The 24,762-nt window shown below is 63.3% G+C and carries 7 protein-coding genes; 1 reads left to right on the top strand and 6 read right to left on the bottom strand.

What is annotated here, in order from left to right; all coding sequences use genetic code 11:
* Nucleotides 1–194: 194 nt before the first annotated feature.
* Entirely contained in the window at nt 195–827 is a 633-nt protein-coding gene (ycaC, locus tag HDC30_RS23140) for an isochorismate family cysteine hydrolase YcaC (RefSeq protein ID WP_007966399.1), read from the bottom strand.
* Between the two features lie 571 nt (nt 828–1,398).
* On the opposite strand from ycaC, the gene HDC30_RS23135 reads away from it, so the two are divergent.
* The gene (locus tag HDC30_RS23135) at nt 1,399–2,157 is read left to right on the top strand and encodes a helix-turn-helix transcriptional regulator (RefSeq protein ID WP_183785165.1); all 759 of its coding nucleotides are present in this window, start codon (nt 1,399–1,401) and stop codon (nt 2,155–2,157) included.
* Between the two features lie 60 nt (nt 2,158–2,217).
* On the opposite strand, the gene HDC30_RS23130 is transcribed toward HDC30_RS23135, so the two are convergent.
* The 5 genes from HDC30_RS23130 to HDC30_RS23110 form a co-directional block, all read right to left on the bottom strand.
* Nucleotides 2,218–2,577: a DUF6124 family protein gene (locus tag HDC30_RS23130; protein ID WP_097087886.1), complete on the bottom strand. Its 360-nt coding sequence runs from the start codon at nt 2,575–2,577 to the stop codon at nt 2,218–2,220.
* A gap of 141 nt (nt 2,578–2,718) precedes the next feature.
* Nucleotides 2,719–3,090, bottom strand: a complete 372-nt coding sequence (locus tag HDC30_RS23125) for a DUF6124 family protein (protein ID WP_183785163.1) — start codon at nt 3,088–3,090, stop codon at nt 2,719–2,721.
* Nucleotides 3,091–3,772: 682 nt separating this feature from the next.
* Nucleotides 3,773–5,728, bottom strand: a complete 1,956-nt coding sequence (locus tag HDC30_RS23120) for a MacB family efflux pump subunit (RefSeq protein WP_096797355.1) — start codon at nt 5,726–5,728, stop codon at nt 3,773–3,775.
* A 2-nt stretch (nt 5,729–5,730) separates the two neighbouring features.
* Entirely contained in the window at nt 5,731–6,879 is a 1,149-nt protein-coding gene (gene macA / locus HDC30_RS23115) for a macrolide transporter subunit MacA (RefSeq protein WP_096797354.1), read from the bottom strand.
* A 66-nt stretch (nt 6,880–6,945) separates the two neighbouring features.
* The gene (locus HDC30_RS23110; RefSeq protein ID WP_409347924.1) at nt 6,946–24,762 is read right to left on the bottom strand and encodes a non-ribosomal peptide synthase/polyketide synthase; all 17,817 of its coding nucleotides are present in this window, start codon (nt 24,760–24,762) and stop codon (nt 6,946–6,948) included.

Genomic DNA, 24,762 nt, shown 5'->3' with positions numbered 1-24,762 from the left:
TCCTGTTTTTGTCTTGTTGTCGTCAGCGAGTGCGCAGATTAGCCGTAAACGTCTGGGAATACCCAGCTGAGTCTGATCAAAAAACCGCAGACGCCAGCGCTCACTTCACTGCAACGGGTAGCAACGCTGATGCAGCGGCGCAAACAAAGAAAGCCTGCTTTTCAGGGCAGGCTTTCACTTTCATAACGCTGCAGTCACTTCTGCTGCGCGGTCAACGCCGAGTAACTGTTCATCAGGTTCCGGTAGTTCGGAATCCGCTGCGACAGCAGATTGCCCAGCCCTTCGATGTCGTTGCGCCAGTCGCGGTGCAGCTCACAGGCGACCGAGAACCAGTTCATCATTTGTGCGCCGGCCTGGGTCATGCGGCTCCAGGCGGCTTGCTGGACGGTGGTGTTGAAGGTGCCGGAGGCGTCGGTGACGACGAACACATCGAAGCCTTCGGCCAGTGCCGACAGAGTCGGGAATGCGACGCAGACGTCGGTCACGACACCGGCGATGATGATCTGCTTGCGGCCGGTGGCCTTGATCGCCTTGACGAAGTCTTCGTTGTCCCAGGCGTTGATCTGGCCTGGGCGGGCGATGTACGGCGCATCGGGGAACATTTCTTTCAGTTCCGGAACCAGTGGGCCGTTGGGGCCTTGTTCGAAACTGGTGGTGAGGATGGTCGGCAGGTTGAAGAATTTTGCCAGGTCGGCCAGCGCCAGGACGTTGTTCTTGAACTCGTTCGGCGAGAAGTCCTGAACCAGAGAAATCAGACCGGTCTGGTGGTCGACCAGCAGGACTACGGCGTCGTCTTTGTTCAGGCGGTTGTAGGTTGCAGTGCTCATGTTTGAATCCCTTTTCTTGGTTGAGGTAGTGGGCGTTGCGTTGAACATGGGCACAGATTACTGACACGACCGGAACCGATAAATCGGTTGAAAAGCGTTTCACTGTCAACTCATAACGGACAATCCTGGCGACACAACACAGGCTTGCCAGCCTCCAACTCAATCCGCCTCGGGAATTGGTTTGGCGATCATCAAACTGTACGGTGCCCGGTTCAGGACCCTCTCCACCGTTGCGCCAATCAAGTTGAGGCCTTGCGGGTAGGCGGTGCCCCATAACCCTGTGGGAGCGGGCTTGCCCGCGAAGGGTTCATTCCAGGCAACATCTCAAATGGCTGACACACCGCTTTCGCGAGCAAGCCCGCTCCCACACTGGATCTCGACAGGCCGCCATTCCTGGGTTCACCTCACAATCCTGTGGATGAAGTTATGAGCTAATAACACCTTCATTAAACCGTCTTTCAAGCGTTGTACTAGGATAGGATCCACATCCTGACATTTGCGCCGACCAGGGAACATGCTCGACGCAGGTCAGGAATGGGACTGTTTCACCTGCAACTCATGGATGATGTTTATGAATTCACACCTGTTTCCCCACATCGGTAAAGTCATTGCGAGCACCGGCAGCCGGCACTTTCCGCGGATGCTGCATGACCTGATCCAGACACAACTGGCGGTGGACGCCACACACATTCGCCAGATGCGCGTCGAGGCGGTGGGCCGCCCCGTCCATCGCAACCCGCCGGAAACCGGCCAAGACTCGGCCCAGCAGGCTGAAACGGTATTCTGCGAACAGATTGCCGCACGCTCGAGCGAGCCGATAGACACGCCAGACGCGGCCAGCGCCGACGCCTCGCAGCTACACCTGACCCGGCGCAAGGACGGCTACCGCTACGTGATTTCGGTGTATCGCAACGACCAGTCGCAGCGCTTCTCGGCTCAGGAGCAGAGTTTGTTGCAGGACATATCTCCGGTGCTGTTGCCGATGGTGGAAAAACACATTCACGCCCTGCAACCCCAGCAGACCAACACAGAAGACCCGTCGCCCAGCGCTGATGGCGCGCAACAGGGCCTGGAAAACTTGCGGCTGCGCTTCAACGAGCGTTTACAGCAACTGGGCCTGAGGCTGTCCAATCGCGAAACCGAAGTGTGCATCGGCCTGCTCGCCGGGCGTACCGCGCCGGAGCTGGCCGAGCAATTGCAGTTGAAGGTCAACACGGTGGAAAGCTATCTCAAGCGCGCCGCGATCAAACTGGGGATCAGCGGCCGGCATTCGTTGATGCGCTGGATGTATTCGCCGGAGGACACCAGCCACGCCACCAGCGCAGCCTGAGTCCGTAGCTGAACAAAAAACTGCCGCCCTCCCCGGGCGGCGGTTTTTTACATTGGGGGCCTAATCCTTCGGCACAACTCTATCCAGCGCCTGATTCACCGCCAACTCCCCCAGCATCACCACCTGCGCAATGCCCAACACCGTATTACGACTCGGCCCCTCCAGCGTCCCGGCGAAATCGCCGAGCATGACCGTGGCCGAGGCCAGGGATTCGCAGGCGTTGGCCAGCAGGGATTCGGTGTCGGTTTGTGGGTTGACCAGAAACATGCTGCTGGGGGTGTACGGCGTTGCCATGATGTTCGCGGGCGCGAGGTAATGGTCGAGGGCGCGTTCGGCGGCTTCGTGGAGCTTTCTGGAGTTGAGGGATTCGTAGGGTGATACCGACTCTGTGGCCGGCGGGTTGGGCTTGGGTTCGGGCATCAGCTGGAACTCCGATCGGGGCACTTTGAAAGGATTACTCACTGTAGGAGCTGCCGCAGGCTGCGATCTTTTGATCTTGATCTTGAAAAACAAAATCAAAAGATCGCAGCCTGCGGCAGCTCCTACACGGGGACCGGGCAGTTAGTTCGGCACGCGGCGGCCATCGAGTATCCGGTTGACCATCAGTTCACTGAGCATGATTACCTGATGCAGCATCAGCATCGCCCGGCGCTGCGAGTTGTCGACGGTGTCGCCGATATCTCGGGCCATGTCACTGGCGGCGGCTAAAGATTCGCAGGCTTCGACGAGCAAGGTTTCCTCGTCCACGGTGGGGTCGATGAGGAAGATTCTGTTGGATTTGCTTGAGGGTGTTAAAGGGATCGAGATCTTCAGTGCGCCGGGGTTGAGGTAGAAGTTGATGGCGCGGTCGGTGGCCGCTTTTATCTTCTGCGGGTCGAGGGCTGGGTCGTACGGGATTGAGGTGTCCGGGGGGTTGGGTGTGGCTTTGAACATGGATGAAGCTCCTGCTTAGCAAAAGTAAGGAGCCATCACTCTCGCTACCAAACGAGGGTGGCGGCCATACGCGGGTTGGTAGACCGGTCTAAGCAGGAAAACCCGGCGCTCCCGAAGGAGCCCCACGCATGGCCACCATAAAATCGAGCCCCTGAAAAGGGACTGCACACGGTGTCGCCATCACACTTAGAAACGGGCTACCAAACCCGATCACTGATTTTCAGTGACAGGGAAACGATATAGCCCGCCCCATAGCCGTGTAAGCCGGCGGATTCTGGCGTACGTGTAGGTAACGGCGCAAGGCGTTGTAGCCGTTATGGCGTAACGGGTCGTGTATTTTAAACGTGGTTGCGGCGATGCGTTTATGGTGCGTGTAGAGAACCGGGATTGCTCCTGTAGTTTTGATGTCGTCTGGCAGACCGCTTTCGCGAGCAAGCCCGCTCCCACAGTTGGATTGAGTGCATTCAGGTGGGAATTGGTCGGCTTGTAGGCCGTCATCGCTGGCAAGCCAGCTCCCACCATTTGACCGAGTGCATTCAGTCAGGGATTGGTCGACTGTGAGGCCGCTTTCGCGAGCAGGCTCGCTCCCACAGTTGGAAAGCGAAAAACAGGGACGGGTTCATCACCCGTCCCTTTCGATGTGTGAACTTCAGACACCAGCCCGGCCAATCAGCTTCGGCAATCAGTCCCGCGCCAGCGCCTCGATCGGATCGAGGCGCGATGCATTGCGCGCGGGGACGAAGCCGAAGACGATGCCGATCAGCGTCGAGCAGATCACCGCCGTCAGCACCGAGGCCATGGAGAACACCATCTCCCATTCCTTGATGAACAGCGAAAACAGATGGCCGATGGCATACGACAGGGAAATGCCGATGGCCCCGCCGAGCAGGCAGACCATCACCGCCTCCACCAGAAACTGCTGACGAATGTCCGACTGGCGTGCGCCGACCGCCATGCGAATGCCGATCTCGCGGGTACGCTCGGTGACCGACACCAGCATGATGTTCATCACCCCGATGCCGCCGACCACCAGCGAAATCACCGCGATCAGCGACAGCAGCAAGGCCAGCGAGCGGCTGGTTTTCTGCACGGTCTGCATCACGCTGTCGAGGTTGTTGGTGTAGAAGTCCTTGATGCCGTGGCGTTGCAGCATCAATTGGGTGACGTGATTTTCCACGACTTTGCTCGACTGGCCGTCCTTGATCCGTACGCTGATGCTGTCGAGAAAACGTTGGCCCAGGATACGCCCGGCGGCGGTTTCGTAGGGCACCCAGACGTTGAGGGTTTTGCCCGAGGCAAACAGGTTCTTGTTCTCGGCGGCCACGCCGATCACGGTGCATGGCAGGTTACCGATCAGGATCACCTGCCCCAGCGGATCGACGCCCTCGCCGAATAACCGATGCCGGGTGTTGAAGTCGATCACCACCACCTGCGCCTGACGCCGCGCGTCGCTCTCGCTGAAGGTGATGCCCGCCTCCAGTTTGATTCCGCGAACCTGGAAATACTGATCACTGACGCCATTGATCTGCGCGTCGAGGTCGATGTTGCGATAACGCAGAAGCATGCTGCGACCGACCACCGGGGTGGCGCTGTCGACGTAATACAGTTGATTCAGCGCGGTGACATCCGCCGGCACCAGTGTCTCGATCGAGGCGGCGCGCTTGTCGCCGAAACTGCTGCCGGAATAGATATCGATGGTATTGCTGCCAATCGCCGAAATGTCCTTGAGCACGTAATTTTTCGCGCCCTCACCGATCGCCGAAATCGACACCACCGAGGTGATGCCGATGACAATCCCGAGCATGGTCAGCAAGGTGCGCATGCGGTGCGAAATCAGCGCCACCCAGGCCATGTTGAAGGCTTCCTTGAACAGCCCGAGGCTGGCCACCAGGCGGCGGGTCGCCGGGGGTTTTGGTGGCACGTCTTCGTCCGACAGTTGCCCGGTGTCGCGCTGGTTGCGCCGGTCGCTGAGGATTTCTCCGTCGCTGACTTCGATGATGCGCTCGGCATTGGCCGCGACTTTCGGGTCGTGGGTCACCAGAATCACCGTGTGCCCGGCCGCGTGCAGCTCCAGCAGGATGCGCATCACTTCCTTGCCGCTGGCGGTGTCGAGGGCGCCGGTGGGTTCGTCGGCGAGAATCACTTCCCCGCCATTCATCAAGGCCCGGGCGATACTCACCCGTTGCTGCTGACCACCGGAGAGCTGGCTCGGCCGGTGGGTCAGGTGCCCGTCGAGACCCAGTCGCGCCAACAACTCGCGGGCGCGGGCGTGGCGTTGCGGCGCGGGGATGCCGGCGTAGATCGCTGGCATCTCGACGTTGTGCATCGCGCTCAGGTGCGGCAGCAAGTGATAGCGCTGGAAGATGAAACCGAAGTAATCGCGGCGCAGTTCGGCCAGCGCCTGATCGTCAAGGTCGCGGGTCTCTTGGCCGTTGATCTTGTAGCTGCCGGCGGTGGCGTAATCGAGGCAGCCGAGGATGTTCATCAGGGTTGATTTGCCGGAGCCGGAGGCGCCGATGATCGCCACCATTTCCCCGGCACTGATCGTCAGGTTGATGTTCTTCAGTGCGAGAAATTCACGGTCGCCGGCGGTAAAACTGCGGGTGATGCCGGTCAGTTGCAGTAACGGCTGCGTCATGCTCAAGCCCCCGCCACGGCGGGCAACGGATCACCGATCACCACCCGCTCGCCTTCGCTGAGGCCCTGATTGATCTGCACTTTGACGTTGTTGTTGATCCCGGTCTGCACGTTGCGCGACTGCGCCTGGCCCTTAGCGTCCAGCACCCGCACCGGAAAGCTGCCATCGGCGTTGCGTGGCCCGAGCGCGGCCACCGGCACGGTCAGCACCGATTGCGCGGTATCGAGGACGATGCGCACTTGCGCGGTCATCGAGATGCGCAAGCGATGGTCGGGATTGGGCACCTCGAACAGCGCGTTATAGAACACTGCGGTGTTTTGCTTCGGGGTGCCGGCCGGCGGCGTTTCGAGGAAGTTCTGCGGCGCCGGCTCAGTGCCGCGCAGCTTGCCGTAATAGCGTTTGTCTTCGCCGAGAATGGTGAAATACACCTGCTGCCCCGGCGCGATATGAATCACGTCGGCTTCCGACACCTGGGCCTTGATGGTCATGGTGTCCAGATCCGCCAGTTTCAGCAGGATCGGCGCCAACTGGTTGGCGATCACGGTCTGGCCTTCCTGGGTGACGATGCCGACCACGTCGCCATCGATCGGCGCGACGATCCGCGTATACGCAAGGTTGACCTTGGCGGTGTCGATCTGGATGTGCGCACTTTTGATCTGCGCGTCCAGCGACAGCAGATTGGCCTGCTGCACCTCGTAGTCCGATTGCGCGGTTTCGAAATCCTGACGCGAGATCGACGCGTCTTCCTGCAGGTTCTGATAGCGCTGGTAAATCGCTTTGGTCTGTTTGAGCTGGGCCTGCGTGGCGCGCTTTTGCGCCTGCAGGTTTTCCTCATCGACCTGCGCCTGACGCAGGGTGTTCTGCAGCACCAGCGGATCGATCTCGGCCAGCCATTGGCCCTTCTTCACCTTGTCGCCAACCTTGACCTTGAGCGACTTCAACTGCCCCGACACCTGAGCGCCGACATCCACTTGCTTGACGCCTTCCAGCAAACCGGTGGCGAGCACGGTGTTTTCGATATCCGAGCGTTCGACCGGGGCGGTCTGGTATTTCGGCGCTTCGGCCGGTGCCTGCACCGTGTACAGCACCAACCCGGCCACCGCCGCCAATGCCAACCCCATACCGACTTTGCGCAACTTCGACTTTTCCATAAATAACCACAAGTCCGTTCAGGGATGAACCCGGCCGGCGGCCGGGTCTTGATAGAACAACCATACTCAGGACAGCACTTCGCCGACCGCCAGCGCCAGGCCGTCATGCCACCACGCGGCGAAACTGAAGACGTTGGGCGCCTTGAGAATCGTGAAGTGGTTGCCCGGCCCGTACCACACCGCCAGATCGCTGACCTGCCGCTGCCAGCCTTCAAGCACCGCCGCCTGTTCGCGCTGATTGCCCCACTCGTCCAGCGTCGGGTCATCGACCAGTACCAGCCGCACCGGCCCGGTATAGGCCAGTCGCGGTTGATAGACCGTGCGCAAGGCGCTGGCGAAGGTGCGTACCGGGCCGTGCATCGCGTCCGGCGCCGCGCGCTCCGACAACACCCCGGCGCGCACCATGCCTGCGTGCAGCAGGCGCAATTGCGTGGTGTCGTCGGCGTTGGCGAAGGTCGCAGGATCGATGCCCAGCGATTTGCCACAGGACAACTGCAGGGTGTCGATCAGCCGTTGCAGCGCGGCAGTGGCCGTGTACGGCTTGCCCGCCGTGCCGTCACCGCCCGGTGCCTCGCTGTCGATCAAGGTCAGCGAAGCCACCTCGCGCCCGGCCGCCTGCAACTGCGCCGCCATGGCATGCGCGACCCAGCCGCCGAACGAATGGCCGATCAGGTGCAGCGGCCCCTGCGGGTGGATCTGCTCGATGGCTTGCAGGTAGAACGCGGCAGCGGCTTCGACCGCGCTGTGCGGCACACTGACGCCGTCCAGCCCGCGCGGTTGCAAGCCGATGATCGGCCACTCCGGGCCGATCGCCTCGGTCAAGTGAATGAACCCGGTGACGCTGTCACCCGCCCCCGGCACACAGAAAATCGGCGCATGCCCCGGCTGCCCGGTCTGAATCGTCAGCAGCGGTTGATACAGCGCCGGTTCCGGCGTCACCAGGGTTTCCAGCGCCTGGGTAATGGCCTGGCCAAGCGCTTGGATGTGCGGGTGTTTCATCATGGTCCGGTGATCGCCAGGGATGTCGATGCAACGCAGCAGGCCAATGTCGAAGCGCTCTTCCCAGCCGCGCGTCGGGCTCGGCATCGACTGTCCGTCCATCAATTCCTGGGCACGGAACAGGTGGATCGGCTGGCTCGCCGGGCTGACCCGGTAATGCGCCAGCGCCAGACGATGCGCCGCTTCGCGATCAAAGTAATGCCAGGCGTCCGCCGCGCTGACCGTGGCCTGTTCCGGATCGGTCAGCTGCTGCGCCTGACAGCGCTTGAACAGCTCGGGGAAATCCAGTTGTTCGACTTGCGCCTCCAGCACTTGCACCGCCTCCAGCGCCGCCTCGCTTTCAGCACCGAGCATCAGCGAACGGCCACGGCAATGGCCGAGCAACTGACGCTTGTCGAGGCCCTCGCCGCTCCACATTGCCTTGTCCTGGGCGAGCGGGTTTGGCGCATAGCTGTCGAGCATGCCGATAAATTCCACCGGTTCATCGAGACCGAGCAATTGCTGGGCGACCTCGTGCGCCAGCACCCCGCCGAACGACCAGCCCGCCAGCCGATACGGGCCGTGTGGCTGCACCGCACGGATGATTCCGACCATGCGCTGCGCCATGCACTCAAGCGTGCGCAATTGCGCTTGCCCAAAGGGTACGCCGGGCAGGCCGTAAATCGGGAACTCGCCACCGATGTGCTGGGCCAGCGTCGGGAAATACACATCCCTGCCGCTGAATTCATGCAGCAGGAACAGCGGTGTACCGTGCGCCCCGGCACGCACCACGACCAGCCCGTCAGGCTGACTGAGCGCCTCATCCTGACTGAGCAGCGCGGCGGCAGACTCGATGCTCGGATGCTGGAACAGTTCGGCCAGCGACAGTTGCAGCCCGGCCCGTTGCAGCAGATTGACCAGCTTCACCGCCAGCAACGAATGCCCACCGAGTTCAAAGAAGTTGTCGTGCCGTCCGACCTGTTCGACGCCAAGCACCTCGCCCCAGATCTGCGCCAGCGCGGTTTCGACTTCACCCTCGGGCGCCACGTATGGGCGATTGATAACGGCGTCGGCCCCCGGTTCCGGCAGGGCCTTGCGGTCGATCTTGTCGTTCGGTGTCAGCGGCAAAGTGTCGAGCAGCACAAACGCGCCGGGCACCATGTACTCCGGCAAACGCTCCAGCACATGGCCGCGCAAGGTTTCCAACGATGGCGCGTCGATGCCGGCGCGCAAGCTGTACCAGGCCACCAGACGCTCATCACGCACCATCACCACCGCTTGGCGAATCGCCGGATGTTCGATCAACCGTGCCTCGATTTCCCCCGGCTCCAGGCGCAAGCCCCGCAGCTTGATCTGGAAGTCGTTGCGGCCGAGGAATTCCAGTTCCCCATGATTGTTGTAGCGCGCCAGATCCCCGGTGCGGTACAGGTGATCGTCGGCAACAAACGGGCTGTCGATGAAGCGCTCGGCCTGCATCTCCGGCAAGCCGTGGTAACCGCGCGCCACGCCGACGCCGCCAATGTGCAACTCACCGCTGACGCCTTGTGGCACCGGTTGACCGTACGCATCGAGCACGTACAAGCGGGTATTGCTCAACGCTTTGCCGATCGGCACCACGCTGTCCGGCACCGGCATGTCCGGTTCCAGCGTCCAGCCCGTGCTGTCCACCGTGGTTTCAGTCGGGCCATAAACGTTGTGCAACCGCACCCAAGGCAAGCGATCACGCACCTGCCGCGCCAGCGCTGCACTGAGTTCGCCGCCACCGTTGAGCACATCGGTCAGGCTGGTGCATTGCTCGACACCGTCCTGCTCAATGAACTGCTGCAGCAGCGCCGGGACGAACTTGACTACCGTCACCTGCTGCTCGCGAATGGTCTGCACCACATACGCCGAATCGCGGTTGCCGTCCGGTCGCGCCAGTACCAGACGCATCCCGGAACACAGCGGCCAGAAAATCTCCCACACCGAACTGTCGAAGCTGAACGGCGCTTTTTGCAGCAGCGCACCGTGCTCGGTCGGCGGGCTGAGCTGCGAACCCCAATGCACCATGTTGCAGGCGCTGCGATGCTCGATCATCACGCCTTTCGGCAACCCGGTAGAGCCCGAGGTGTAGATCATGTAGGCGAGGTTCGAGGCGCTGAGGCCCGGCACTGGCGAATCGTGATCCGGCAAATGTTGCCAACTGCCGTAATCCAGGTCGATCAACGCCGCGGCACCTTCATCGAACAACCCGCGAGTAGCGGTCTGCACCAGCACCGCGGTCGGCGCGCTGTCCTTGAGCATGTAGGCCAGACGCTCCGCCGGATACCCCGGATCCAGCGGCACATAGGCACCACCAGCCTTGAGGATGCCGAGCAGACCAACGATCAGATCCAGCCCACGCTCGACGCAAATCGCCACCCGCGCATCCGGCTGCACACCGAGTTCGCGCAGGTACTGGGCCAAGCGGTTGGCGCGCTGATTGAGCTCGCGGTAGGTCAGGTTTCCTTGCGCGGATTGCAGCGCGACAGCGTCCGGTTTGCGCCGCACCTGCGCTTCGAACAAGGCGTGCAACGGTTGCTCCAACGGACAATCAACAGCGCTGGCATTGAAATCGACCAGCAAACGCTGCTGCTCCTGCGGTGCGAGCAACGGCACTCGCGCAAGCACGGCCCGATCATCATTGATCAGCGCCGCCAGCAGTCGCTGGAAGTAGCCGACAAACCGCTGCACCGTCGCCTCATCGAACAACGCCGTGGCGTAGCGCAACGAACCGCGAATGCCGTCGGGCGAATCGCCGAGGCTCAGCGACAGATCGAATTTCACAAAATGGCTGTCGCCGGCCACGCCTTCCAGGGTCAGGTCGCCGAGGCTCAGGCTCGGGTCGTCGTTGTTGTCCCAACTGAGCATGGTCTGGAACAACGCGCTGTGCGACAGACTGCGGACTGGTTTGCTGATTTCCACCACTTGCTCGAACGGCAGATCCTGATGCGCCTGAGCGCCCAGGGTTTGCGCCTTCACCCGCGACAGCAGCGCCTCGCCGCTCGGCTCGCCCGAGGTATCGATGCGCAGCGCCAGGGTGTTGACGAACATGCCGATCAGGCCTTCGATCTCCGCACGGGTGCGGTTGGCCACTGGCGAACCGATCACCACGTCGCTCTGCCCGGACAAACGGCTGAGCAACATCGCCCAGGCGCTCATGATCACCATGTACGGCGTCACCGCGCGACGCTGACACAACGCTTTCAAACCGGCGCTCAACTGCTCATCGAGCAGCATGTCGACACGGCTGCCGGAGTAGTCCTGCTGGGGCGGACGCGGACGATCAGTTGGCAGGGTCAGCAAGGCCGGAGCGCCAGCCAGGGTCTGCTGCCAGTAATCGCTCTGGCGCTGCAGCACCTCGCCACTGAGCCAGCGCCGTTGCCACACCGCGTAGTCGGTGTATTGCAGCGCCAGCGGCGGCAGCGGATCGTCTTCGCCACGGCTGAACGCTTGATACAACGCGGCCAACTCGCGGGTCAGCACGCCCATCGACCAGCCATCGGCGATGATGTGGTGCAGCGTCAGCAACAGCACATGATGGTCGTCGGCCAGACGCACCAGACGTCCGCGCAGCAGCGCATCGTGCTGCAGATTGAACGAGGCGCAGGCCTGTTCCTCGATCAGGCCGCGCAAGGCATTGTCAGCCTGTGGGTGTTGACGCAGGTCTTCTACCGCCAGCAACAGACCGCTCTCGGCCGGCAGGATCAGCACCTGCGGCTGATCGTCGATCTGGCGGAAGCGGCTGCGCAGGGTTTCGTGACGCGCAACGATGCGTGCCAGTGCCCGTTGCAGCGCGTCTTCATCCAGCCGACCGCGCAGGCGCAGACCGACCGGGATGTTGTAGGCGCTGTGGCCGCCGTCCATCTGCGCCAGGAACCACAGGCGTTGCTGGGCGAATGACAGCGGCAATAGCAGGTCGCGGGGCGCCGGCAAAATCTCCGGCAAGGTGCTGCGCCCCGCCCGGCTCAGCACTTCGGCGACAGCGGCCAGCTCGGGATTGGCGAACAACTCGGCGAGTGTCAGCTCGACGCCCAACTGCTGGCGCACCTGCGACAGCATGCGCATTGCCAGCAACGAGTGCCCGCCCAGTTCGAAGAAGTTGTCGTGACGACCGACCTGTTCGAGTTGCAGCAAACCGGCCCAGATCCGCGCCAAATGTTGTTCCAGCGCCGAGATCGGCGCCACATACACCCGACTTAGCATCGCTGCCTGGGTCGGCGCCGGCAGCGCCTTGCGGTCAACCTTGCCGTTGTTGTTCAACGGCAGTACATCCAGTTGTACCCAGGCGGTCGGCACCATGTATTCCGGCAGTCGCGCCAGCAACTGCGCGTGCAGATCGGCGCTGTCCAGGCGCCCGGCGTGCGCGGTGTAGTAGGCCACCAGACGCGTGATGTCCTGACCATCGCGGCGCGCCAGCACCACCGCTTCCTTGATCCCTTGGCAGTTGAGCAGGCGGTTTTCGATTTCGCCCAGTTCGATACGGAAACCGCGAATCTTCACCTGATCGTCATTGCGCCCGATGCAATCGAGCTGCCCCGGTGCCAGCCAGCGTGCGAGGTCCCCGGTGCGATACAGCAACGCACCCGGCTGCTCGCTGAACGGATCGCGCAGGAACTTCTCGGCGGTCAGATCGGCGCGATTCAGATAACCCAGCGCCACGCCCTGCCCGCCGATGTACAACTCGCCGGTCACGCCCATCGGCACCGGTTGCTGATGCGCGTCGAGCACATAAACCTGAGTGTTGGAGATCGGCGCGCCAATCGGCACGCTCTCGGCGTTTTCCGCCACTTCACGCACTTCGAAGGTGGTGGCGTAAGTGGTGGTTTCGGTCGGACCGTAGCAATGCACGATGCGCAGCGCCGGCGCCTCGGCCAGCAGTCGACGGAACGCCGCCGGATCGCCGCGCTCACCGCCACACAGCAGAATGCGCAAGCCTTTGAGCGCCTGCGGAATCAGCTGCACGTACTGGTTGAACAGCGCCGTGGTGACGAACAGCACGGTCGCCCCGGAGGCGCTCAATTCATGGCCGAACGCGTTCGGATCAAGCAGGCTCTGGTGATCGATCACCACCACACGCCCGCCGTTGAGCAGCGGTCCCCAGATGTCCATGGTGCTGGCGTCGAACGCCGGATTGGAGGCGAACACCACGCGGTCCTGCGCATTGAAATCGGCGTAACCGTTGTTCAGCACCAGGCGGCCGATAGCGCGGTGCGGCACCATTACGCCTTTCGGGGTGCCGGTGGAGCCGGAGGTGTACATGATGTACGCCAGCGACTCCGAGGACTGCGCCAGATTCGGGTTGTGCGTCGGTTGGCCGCTGAGGGTCAAGCGGTCGAGGTCGATGCGTGGCGCAGCGTAGTCGATGACTTCACGGCTGAGGGTCAGCAACGCCGCCGCGTGACAGTCCTCGACCATGAATGCCTGCCGCTCGCTTGGGGCATTGATGTCCAGCGGCACATAGGCTGCCGCGCACTTGGCAATCGCCAGTTGCGCCACCAGCAGCTCCAGCGAACGCGGCAACAGGATCGCCACGTGATCGCCCGGCTGCACGCCCTGGCTGATCAAGTGATGCGCCAGACGGTTGGCCTGGGCGTTCAGTTCAAAGTAGCTCAGCGAATGCTCGCCATGCACCGCCGCCACCGCCTTGGGATGCGCCGCTGCCTGCTGCTGGAAAATCCCGTGCACGGTCAACGTCTGCGGGTATTCGCGTGCGGTGGCGTTGAACTCGTAGAGCAAGCGCTGACGCTCTGGCTCGGTGAGTAACGCCACCCGCTCCAACACCGTCTGCTCATCGCTGACCATCGCCGCCAGCAGGCGCTGCAGGTAGCCGACATAACGCTCGACGGTCGCTTGATCGAACAACGCCGTGGCGTACTCCAGCGATCCGCGAATCACCCCGTTGACCTCACCCAGGGTCAGGGTCAGGTCGAACTTGGCCACCTGGCCCGGCGCGGCCACACCTTCGAGGCGCAGATCGCCCAACGCCAGGTTCGGCCCGACGTTGCTGTCCCAGCTCAGCGTGCTCTGGAACAACGGGCTGTGCGCCAGACTGCGCGCCGGCCGGGTGATTTCCACCACTTGCTCGAACGGCAGATCCTGATGCGCCTGCGCCTCCAGCGTGCGCGCCTTGACCCGTGCCAGCAGCGTGGCCACGTTCGGTTCGCCCGAGGTGTCGATGCGCAGGGCCAGGGTGTTGACGAACATGCCGATCAGGCCTTCGATCTCGGCCCGGGTGCGGTTGGCCACCGGCGAGCCGATCACCACGTCGGACTGCCCGGACAGACGACTCAGCAACAGCGACCAGGCACTCATCAGGGTCATGAACAGAGTCACGCCGTGACGCTGACTCAAGGCTTTGAGCCCGGTGCTCAGATGCTCATCCAGGCGTACTTCGACGCTGCTGCCGGCGAAATCTTGCTGTACCGGACGCGGACGGTCGGTGGGCAGGGTCAGCAAGGCCGGCGCGCCGTCGAGGGTCTGCTGCCAGTAATCGCTCTGCCGCTGCAGCACTTCACCGCTGAGCCAGCGCCGCTGCCACACGGCGTAGTCGCCGTATTGCAGCGCCAGTGGTGGCAACGGATTCGGTTGCCCGTGACTGAAGGCTTGGTACAGCGCCATCAGCTCACGGGTCAGCACGCCCATCGACCAGCCATCGGCGACGATGTGATGCACGGTCAGCAACAGCACATGATGATCGTCAGCCAGACGCAGCAGGCGTCCGCGAATCAGCGGATCGTGCTGCAGATCGAAGGCAGTCGCGGCTTCCTGCGCGAGCAGTGCCTGCACCGTGGCTTCGGCCTGTGGATCCTGGCGCAGGTCCTCCACCTGCAACAGCAGACCGCTATCGACCGGTGCAATCGCCACCTGCGCCTGATCGTCGACGCTGACGAAACGGCTGCGCAGCGTTTCGTGCCGCGCAACGATCTGCGTCAGTGCGCGCTGCAAGGCTTCGACATCGAGGCGTCCATGCAGGCGCAGGCCAAGCGGAATGTTGTACGCCGAATTGCCGCCGTCCATTTGCGCGAGGAACCACAGGCGTTGCTGGGCGAAGGACAGCGTGCCGTCACGCGGCACCGCTACGATCTGCGGTTGGCTACTGACCTGCGCTACGCACAGGCATTCGGCGACCGCCGCCAGTACAGGGTTGGCGAACAGATCAGCCAGCACCAGCTCCAGTCCCAGTTGCTGACGCACCTGCGCGACCATGCGCATAGCCAGCAGTGAATGCCCGCCGAGTTCGAAGAAGTGATCATGGCGGCCAACCCGCTCGACCTGCAGCACCTCGGCCCAGATCTGCGCCAGCGCTGTTTCCAGCTCGTCTTGCGGTTCGACGTATTCGCGGGTGAATAGCGCAGTCAGGTCAGGTTTCGGCAATGCCTTGCGGTCGACCTTGCCGTTGGCGGTCAGCGGCAATCCGTCGAGCCTGACGAATGCCGCCGGCACCATGTACTCCGGCAGTTGCGCCAACAGCCGGGCGCGCAGATCGCCAACGCTCAGTGCTGCGCCCTGCTCGGTGTAATACGCCACCAACCGTGGCTGACCGGGTTCGTCCTCACGGGCCAGCAATACCGCCTCCTGGACGCCGGGGAGCTGATTGAGCCGGGTTTCGATCTCGCCCAACTCGATACGCACGCCGCGGATTTTCACCTGATCGTCGTTGCGCCCGAGGTACTCGAGCGTGCCGTCCTCACGCCAGCGCGCAAGGTCGCCGGTGCGGTACATACGTGCATTTGGCAGGCTGCTGAACGGATCGCGCAGAAAGCGTTCGGTGGTCATCTGCGGACGGTTCAGGTAACCACGGGCCACGCCGGCACCTCCGACATACAACTCGCCGATCACCCCTAGCGGTACCGGGCGTTGCCGTGCGTCGAGCAGATACACCATGGCATTGCTCACCGGTTTACCGATATGCAGCACCTCGCCCGCCGCAATCAGGCCGGAGGTAGCAACCACCGTAGCCTCGGTCGGGCCATAGTTGTTGATCACCCGGAACGGCTGGTTACGGTTGAACTGACGCAGTCGATCGCCGCCGATCAACAGGGTTTTCAGGGTTGGATGCGCCGGCTCCTGACTGAAGGCGTATTCGGCCACCGGGGTCGGCAGGAAGCTCACGTCCAGCGGCTGCGCACGCCACCAGGCAAGCAGTGCGTCGATGTCTTCGTTGCCGTCATGGGTTGGCGCCAGATGCACGGTCGCACCCACGCACAGCGCCGGCCAGACCTCCCAGGCCATGGCGTCGAAACCGAACCCGGCCAGGCTTGAGGTATGGCTGCCGGCGTGCAGATCGAAGGCCGCGCAGTGCCAGTCCACGAGGTTGCTCAGCGTCTGGTGCTCGACCATCACGCCTTTCGGCAAACCGGTGGAGCCGGAGGTGTAGATCACGTAAGCCAGATGCTGCGGGCTCAGGGCCGGCAGCGATGGGTTGTCGATGCGCTCGTTTGACCATTGGCGCAGATCAAGGTCGATCAGCGGCACCGTCAATGCCGGCAGGCGTTCACGCAGATCGCTTTGGCTCAGCACCACGACGGGCGCACTGTCTTGCAGCAGATAGCTCAGGCGCTCCGCCGGGTGCGCCGGATCCACCGGCACATAACCGGCGCCGGCCTTGAGAATCGCCACCAGCCCGACCAGCGTATCGAGACCGCGCCGGGCGACGATGGCCACGCGGTCGTCAGGCTGTACACCCGATGCAATCAGATGATGCGCCAGACTGTTGGCCTGCCGGTTCAACTCGGCATAGCTCAGCGAAGCACCGGCAAACACCGCCGCCAGCGCCTGCGGTCGTTCAAGCGTTTGTTGCTCGAAACGCTGGGCAATCGTCAGTCTCTGTGGGTAATTGGCGCGGGTCGCGTTGAAGCTGTGCAACAACTGCTCGCGCTCCCCATCCGGCAGGATCGACAGGTGCTCGAAACCTTGGTGCGGCGCGCGTTCCAGCGCATCCACCAGCCTGTGCAAGGCGCATTGCAGATAGTCGCAGGTACGCCGCGCATCGATGCCGGCACCGGCCAGCGCCGTCAGGCTGAAGCCTTCACCGAGATCGTCGACACTGAGGGTCAGGCGATAGTTGCTGTGTTCTTCGGCCTCAAGCAATTGCATGCCTTGCCAGGCCGTTTGGGCCTCGGCAGAACCGCCACCCGCCGTGGCCCCGTGGCGATAATTGAACAACGTGCTGAACAATGGCGTGGTCGGCGCCATCGCGCTGCAATGCTGGATGCGCGCCAGTTGCGCGTGTTCGTGTTGCAGCAACTGGCTCAACCGTTGATGCGTCGCCAGTGCCGCGCCCTTGACGCTGTGCGCACGCAGATCGATGCGCAATGGCAAGGTGTTGATGAACACCCCGAGCGCCCGTTCCGCGCCCTCGCCGCCCTGCAAGCGACCAAGCAATACCGTGCCGAACACCACGTCATCGCGACCGGACAACTGCCCCAGCACCTGCGCCCACGCCAGGTGCATCAGGCTCGCCGCGCTGACACCCAGACGCCGCGCCTGACTGCGCAGGTCGCGGCTCAACGCGGTGTCGAGGCTCAACTGTGCCTGCGTGGCCAGCCCTTCCTGCGCCGGATTCTGCCCATAAGGCAAGGTTGGTTCGTCGACGTCGCCGAGCATCTCGCCGAAGAACGCTTCGTGCTGCTGGTCGCTCATCCCCGACAGGGTGTGCGCCACGTAATTGCGATACGGCACCGGCTCGGCCAGACGTTGCGGCTGGCCGCTGAGGAACGCCTGCATTTCATGTTGCAGCACCTCCAGCGCCACGTGGTCCATCACCAGGTGATGGAACAGCAACAACGCCACCACCCGCTGATGGGCGGCGTCCCAGGCGTGCACCACGCGCATCAGTGGTGCCTGATTGACGGCCATGCGGTACTGCGTGGTATCGAAACACCGGCGCAATTGCTCCAGTACATCGCCGTCCGCGCCATTCAGTTGCAGCGCTTCGCACGCCAGCGGCGCCTCACGCCAGACCACTTGCACGGGGTCTTGCAGCCCGTCCCAGAACAGCGAAGTGCGCAGGATGTCGTGGCGCTGGATTACGTTCTGCAAGGCTTGAGTGAAGGTGTTCAGGCGTTGTTCATCGGCAAACGCGAACTGCGCCTGCAACACATACGGATCGCCCTGTGCGGCGGACAAATGGTGGAACAGGATGCCGGTCTGCAACGGCGCCAGCGGATAAATATCCTGCACGTTGGCCGCACCGCCGGGGATGCTCGCGACGATGCGGTCGATGCTCGGCTGGTCGAGCGCCACCAGTGGCAACAGCTCGGGGGTGATGCGCGTGCAGTCCGCAGTGATCAGGTTGGCCGCGACTTCGGCCTCGGGCTCACCGCCCACGGCAGCGGCCAGCGCGGCGAGGGTCGGCTGGTTGAACAGCACGCGAATGTCGGCGCTCAGGCCGGCACGGCGCATCCGCGCCACCAGATTCACCGCCAGCAGCGAGTGACCACCCAGTTCAAAGAAATGATCGTGGCGCCCTACCCGCTCAACCTTGAGCAGTTCAGCCCAAAGCTGCGCGAGCGCGATTTCCACTTCGCCGATCGGCGCTTCGTATTCACGGGCGGTCTGCGCCGCCAGATCGGGGGCCGGCAGCGCCTTGCGGTCGAGTTTGCCGTTGGGGCTGAGCGGTAATGCATCGAGATGCACGAACAGCGCAGGCACCATGTAGTCCGGCAGGTGCTCCAGCAAATGGCTGCGCAGTGTTTCGACTTCCAGCGGTGCGCCGGTGTAGTACGCGACCAAACGCTTGTCGCCCGGCACGTCTTCGCGGGCCAGTACGGCGGCTTCCTGCACGCCATCGATCTGGGTCAGGCGTGCCTGGATTTCACCGAGTTCGATGCGCAGGCCACGGATCTTCACCTGATCATCGTTACGGCCGAGGTATTCAATGTTGCCGTCCGGTAGATAACGCGCGACGTCGCCGGTGCGGTACATCCGCCCATTGTTCTGGAACGGATCGGTGAGGAAGCGCTCGGCGTTCAGTTCCGGGCGATTCAGATAACCGCGCGCCACCTGCACGCCACCGATGTACAGCTCGCCGACCACGCCGTGCGGCACCGGTTGTTGCTGGGCATCGAGGATGTACATGCGGGTGTTGGCGATCGGTTTGCCGATCGGCGTGTTGTCCGGGGTGTATTCCAACGGCCCGGCGCAGTTCCACGCGGTCACGTCCACCGCGGCTTCGGTCGGGCCATAGAGGTTGTGCAATTGGCTGGCCGGCAGTTGCTGTTTGAAACGCCGCACCACGCTGCCCGGTAACGCTTCGCCGCTGCACATGACTTGCCGCAGACTGCTGCAGCGTGCGGTGTCGGCGTGGGCGAGAAAGACGTCGAGCATCGACGGAACAAAGTGCAGTGTGGTGATGTGTTCGCGTTCGATGATTTCGCTGAGATACAGCGGATCCTTGTGTCCCTCGGGCCGGGCCATGACCAATCGGGCGCCAGTCATCAACGGCCAGAAGAACTCCCAGACCGAGACGTCGAAGCTGAACGGGGTTTTCTGCAACACCGTGTCGCTGGCGGTGAGTTGATAGGCGTCCTGCATCCACAGCAGGCGGTTGACTACCCCGCTGTGCTCATTGATCACGCCTTTCGGTTGGCCAGTGGAACCGGAGGTGTAGATCACGTAAGCGGTGTGCTGCGGGGCCAGTTCGGTTATCGCAAGATTGTCTATCGGCAGCGCTTGCCAATGCGGCTGATCCAGGTCGATCACCGGCACGCCAACGTCACCGAGCAACGAGCGCGTCGTTCCCTGCACCAGCACCGCCAGCGGCGCGCCGTCCTCCAGCATGTAGGCCAGTCGTTCCAGCGGATACGCCGGATCCAGCGGCAGATAACCGCCACCGGCCTTCAGGATCGCCAGCAGCCCGACCACCATGTCCAGACCGCGCTCGACGCAGATCGCCACCCGTGAGTCCGGCCCTACGCCCAATTCGCGCAGGTGCCGTGCCAGTTGATTGGCCCGGGCGTTAAGTTCGGCGTAGCTCAGTGGCTGCTCACCCGCGATCACGGCGGGCGCCAGAGGCGAGCGCACCACTTGCGCCTCGAACAAGCCGTGAATGGTTTGCTCAAGGTTGTAATCGACCGCCGTGGCATTGAACTCGACCAACAAGCGCTGCTGTTCTTCCGGCGCCAGCAGCGGCGCCTGTTCCAGCAGCGCCTGATCGTTGGCGACCATCGCCTGCAACAGGCGCAAGAAGTAACCGACGAAGCGCTCGACCGTGCTCTGGTCGAACAATGCTGTGGCGTATTCCAGCGATCCGCGAATGATGCCGTTGGACTCACTGAGGCTCAGCGACAGGTCGAACTTGGCAAAATGGCTAGGCTCGGCCACGCCTTCCAGCGTCAGTTCGCCGAGGGCCAGCGCCGGGCTTTCGAGGCCATCCCAACTGAGCAAGGTCTGGAACAACGGGCTGTGCGCCAGGCTGCGCACGGGCCGGGTGATTTCCACCACTTGCTCGAACGGCAGATCCTGATGCGCCTGCGCTTGCAGGGTTTGCGCCTTGACCCGCGCCAGCAGTGCTTCGACGCTCAGTTCGCCCGAGGTGTCGATGCGCAGCGCCAGGGTGTTGACGAACATGCCGATCAGGCCTTCGATTTCGGCGCGGGTGCGGTTGGCCACCGGCGAACCGATCACCACTTCAGCCTGCCCGGACAAGCGGCTGAGCAGCATCGCCCAGGCACTCATCAGCGTCATGTACAGGGTCACGCCGTGGCGCTGGCCCAAGGCTTTGAGCCCGGCGCTCAGACGCTCGTCGAGCACTACGGCAACGCTGCTGCCGGCATAGTCCTGCTGCGCCGGGCGCGGCCGATCGGTCGGCAGCATCAACAACGCCGGGCCACCAGCGAGCGTCTGTTGCCAGTATTCGCTCTGGCGTTGCAGCACCTCGCCGCTGAGCCAGCGCCGTTGCCACACCGCGTAGTCGGTGTATTGCAGCGCCAGCGGCGGCAATGGATCCGGCTGGCCATGACTGATCGCCTGATACAGCGCCATCAGTTCGCGGGTCAAAACGCCCATCGACCAACCGTCAGAGATGATGTGGTGCAGGGTCAGCAACAGCACATGGTGATCATCCGCCAGGCGTACCAGTCGCCCGCGAATCAACGGATCGTCCTGCAAGTCGAACGGCCCGGAGGCTTCGCCCTGAATCAGCGCCTGCAGGGTTTCCTCGGGTTGCGGGTGCTGACGCAGGTCTTCGACCCGCAGCAGCAGACCGGTATCCACCGGGGCAATCAGCACCTGCGCTTCGTCGTTGAATTGGGCGAAACGGCTGCGCAGGGTTTCGTGGCGGGCGACGATCCGCGCCAGCGCGCGTTGCAGCGCCGCGTCGTCGAGACGGCCACGCAGCCGCATCGCCACGGGAATGTTGTAGGCGGTATTAGCGCCTTCCATTTGCGCGAGGAACCACAAGCGTTGCTGGGCGAACGACAGCGGCAACGCGCCGTCACGCGGTACCGGCACGATCTGCGGTTGCGCACAGCGTCCGGCCTCGCTGAGCACTGACGCGATCGCCGCCAGTTCGGCATTGGCAAACAGATCGCTCAGCGCCAGCTCGACACCCAGGCGCTGGCGCACTTGCGAGACCATGCGCATCGCCAGCAACGAATGCCCGCCGAGTTCGAAAAAGTGATCCTGCCGCCCGACCCGCTCGACCTGCAGCACGTCGGCCCAGATCTGCGCCAGCGCGGTTTCCACCTCGCCTTCGGGCGCCGCGTACTCGCGGGTGAACAGCGCCGCCAGAGCCGGTGCCGGCAAGGCCTTGCGGTCGACCTTGCCATTGGCGGTCAGCGGCAGCGCGGCGAGTTTGACGAACGCGGTCGGCACCATGTACTCCGGCAACCGGCTGAGCAATTGCGCGCGCAACTCGCCCACCGGTAGCGCTTCGACCTGCGCCTGCTCGGTGAAGTACGCCACCAGTCGCGGCTGGCCGGGTTGATCTTCGCGGGCCAGCAGCACCGCTTCCTGAATCCCCGGCAACTGGTTGAGGCAGGTTTCGATCTCGCCCAGCTCGATGCGCACGCCACGGATTTTCACCTGATCGTCGTTGCGCCCCAGGTACTCGATGTTGCCGTCCTCGCGCCAGCGTGCAAGGTCGCCGGTGCGGTACATCCGCGCATTCGGCAAGGGGCTGAACGGGTCACGCAGAAAGCGCTCGGCCGTCATGTCCGGGCGGTTCAGGTAGCCACGGGCAACCCCGGCACCGCCAACGTACAACTCGCCCGCCACGCCAAGCGGCACCGGGCGCTGCTGTTCGTCGAGCAGGTACACCGTGGCATTGCTCAGCGGTTTACCGATGTGCAGCGCGTCGCCGCTTTGCACCAGACCTGAGGTCGCGACCACTGTGGCCTCGGTCGGGCCGTAGTTGTTGATCACGTCGAAATGCTGGTTGCGATTGAACTGCCGCAAGCGGTCGCCGCCGATCAGCAGCGTGCGCAGGGTCGGGTGTTCGAGGTTCTGGCTGAAGGCGTATTCAGCCACCGGGGTCGGCAGGAAGCTCACGTCCAGCGGCTGCGCGCACCACCACGCGAGCAAGGCATCGATGTCTTCGCCGCCCTCGTGAGTCGGCGCCAGATGCAGGGTCGCGCCCGCACACAACGCCGGCCAGACTTCCCAGGCCATCGCATCGAAACCAAAGCCGGCGAGGCTTGAGGTGTGGCGCCCGGCGCAGAGGTCGAACGCCGTGCAGTGCCAGTCGACCAGATTGCTCAAGGTGTGATGCTCGACCATCACGCCTTTGGGCAAACCAGTGGAGCCGGAGGTGTAGATCACGTAGGCCAGGTTCGCGGAGCTCAGGCCCGGTACCTGCGGGTTTTGCGTAACCGTCAGCGGCCAGTTGCAGTGATCGAGGTCGAGCACCGGCACGTTTAGCGCCGGCAGTCGCTCGCGCAGATGACTTTGGGTCAGTACGGCGACTGGCGCGCTGTCGTCGAGCAGGTAGTTCAATCGCTCGGCCGGATGCGCCGGATCAATCGGCACATAACCGGCGCCGGCCTTGAGGATCGCCACCAGTCCGACCAGGGTGTCCAGCCCACGGCGGGCGACGATCGCCACGCGGTCATCCGGTTTCACGCCCAGGCCGATCAGGTGATGCGCCAAAGCGTTGGCCTGCTGATTGAGTTCGGCGTAGGTCAAATGCGCATCGGCAAACACTGCCGCCAGCGCCTCAGGCCGCTGGGCCACCTGTGCCTCGAAACGTTGCTGGATGGTCTGTGCAGCCGGGAAATCCACATGGGTGGCATTGAAGTCGAGCAGCACCTGTTCAAGCTCCGCCGCCGGCAGAATCGGCAGTTGGTTGATCGGTGTCTGCGGCGCCTGCTCCAGCGCGAGCACGAGGTTTTCCAGCGCGCAGTGCAGGTAATCGCAGATACGCTGCGGATCGGTCTGGGTGCTGGCCAGCAGGGTCAGGCTGAATGCATCACCGAGGTCATCGACACTCATCGTCAACGGATAGTTGCTGCGCTCTTCGGAATGCAACGTGGAGATACCGTCCCACGCCGCGAGGGTTTCGGCACTGGCGGTGGCGACGTTGTGGCTGTGGCGATAATTGAGCAGCGTGCTGAACAGCGGCGTCGGCGCCAGAACGTGACTGCAGCGCTGAGCCAGAGCCAGCGGTGCGTGTTCGTGACGCATCAGCGTGGTCAGCCGGGCGTGGGTGGCGTTGACTGCCGCGCGCACATCCTGGCCGTCGATGTTCACCCGCAACGGCAAGGTGTTGATGAAAATTCCCAGCGCCCGGTCAATCGCTTCGGCGCCTTGCATGCGACCCATCAGCACCGTGCCGAAGACCACCTGCTGCTTGCCGGTCAGCGCGGCCAGTACCTGCGCCCAGCCGAGGTGGAACAGGCTGGCGACACTGACGCCGAGCGTCCGTGCCTGCGCCCGCAGACGCTGGCCCAACAGCGCCGCGACCGGCACACTGAGTTCGACGATTTCGCTGCCGTCGCCTTGCACATCCTGCAGGCCGTAAGGCAGCGTCGGTTCGTCGATGTCGCTGAGCATCTCGCGGAAAAACGCCTCGTGCTCGGCCTCGCTGACACCCAGAAGCGCCTGCGCCACGTAGTTGCGAAACGGCACCGGGCGCCCGAGCAGTTCACGCTGCCCGGTGAGGCAGGCGCGCATTTCGTGGCGCACCACGTCGAGGGCCGAGTGGTCGAGGGCCATGTGATGGAACAGCAGCGTGGCGATCACCCGTTGCCCGGCTTCATCCCAGGCGTGGGCCAGACGCATCAGTGGCGCCAGGGTAACGTCGAGGCGGAAGTGCCGGGCGTCGAAACGCTCATGCAGATACGCCAGCACGTCGCCATTTGCATCAGGCAACGTCACCTCTTCCACTGGCAGTTCGGCCCGACGCCAGACCACCTGCACCGGCGCGTCCAGCCCTGCCCAATGCACAGCGGTGCGCAGAATGTCATGGCGATCGATCACTGCTTGCAGCGCTTGAGCGAACGCTTGAAAACGCTCGCGGCTGGCAAAGGCGAAATGCGATTGCATGACATACGGATCGCCGTCACCGCCACTGACGTGGTGATACAGGATGCCTTCCTGCAACGGCGCCAGCGGGTAGATGTCCTGCACGTTGGCCGCGCCGCCGGGGGCTTGTGCGACGAGGTGGTCGATGGTCGCCTGGTCGAGTTCGACCAGCGTCAGCATCGCCGGGGTGATGCGCGTGGTGCCCGAGACGATGCCATTGGCCGGCACTTCGACCTGGCCATGCTTGCTGGCCGAGTACTGCCCGGCCTTGATCAGTTCGATCAGCGCCGGTTTGTGCTCGCGCAACAGCGCCAGCAACGCCGGGTCGTTCAACGCCTGTTTGTTGCCGTTGACCCGCAATTGGTCGTCCGCGACCGCCAGCTGAATATCTTTAGCCTTCAATGTGGCCAACAGTTCGATCAC

It is taken from the genome of Pseudomonas sp. JAI115, assembly GCF_014200835.1.
Lineage (GTDB): Bacteria > Pseudomonadota > Gammaproteobacteria > Pseudomonadales > Pseudomonadaceae > Aquipseudomonas > Aquipseudomonas putida_A.
The sequence above is the reverse complement of the archived record's forward strand: the minus strand, read 5'-3'. Positions and strand labels throughout refer to the sequence as shown.

Bases quoted from the DNA above. Each gene is read 5' to 3' on its own strand.
- ycaC (WP_007966399.1), bottom strand. From the start codon at position 827: ATGAGCACTGCAACCTACAACCGCCTGAACAAAGACGACGCCGTAGTC.
- HDC30_RS23135 (WP_183785165.1), top strand. From the start codon at position 1,399: ATGAATTCACACCTGTTTCCCCACATCGGTAAAGTCATTGCGAGCACC.
- HDC30_RS23130 (WP_097087886.1), bottom strand. From the start codon at position 2,577: ATGCCCGAACCCAAGCCCAACCCGCCGGCCACAGAGTCGGTATCACCC.
- HDC30_RS23125 (WP_183785163.1), bottom strand. From the start codon at position 3,090: ATGTTCAAAGCCACACCCAACCCCCCGGACACCTCAATCCCGTACGAC.
- HDC30_RS23120 (WP_096797355.1), bottom strand. From the start codon at position 5,728: ATGACGCAGCCGTTACTGCAACTGACCGGCATCACCCGCAGTTTTACC.
- macA (WP_096797354.1), bottom strand. From the start codon at position 6,879: ATGGAAAAGTCGAAGTTGCGCAAAGTCGGTATGGGGTTGGCATTGGCG.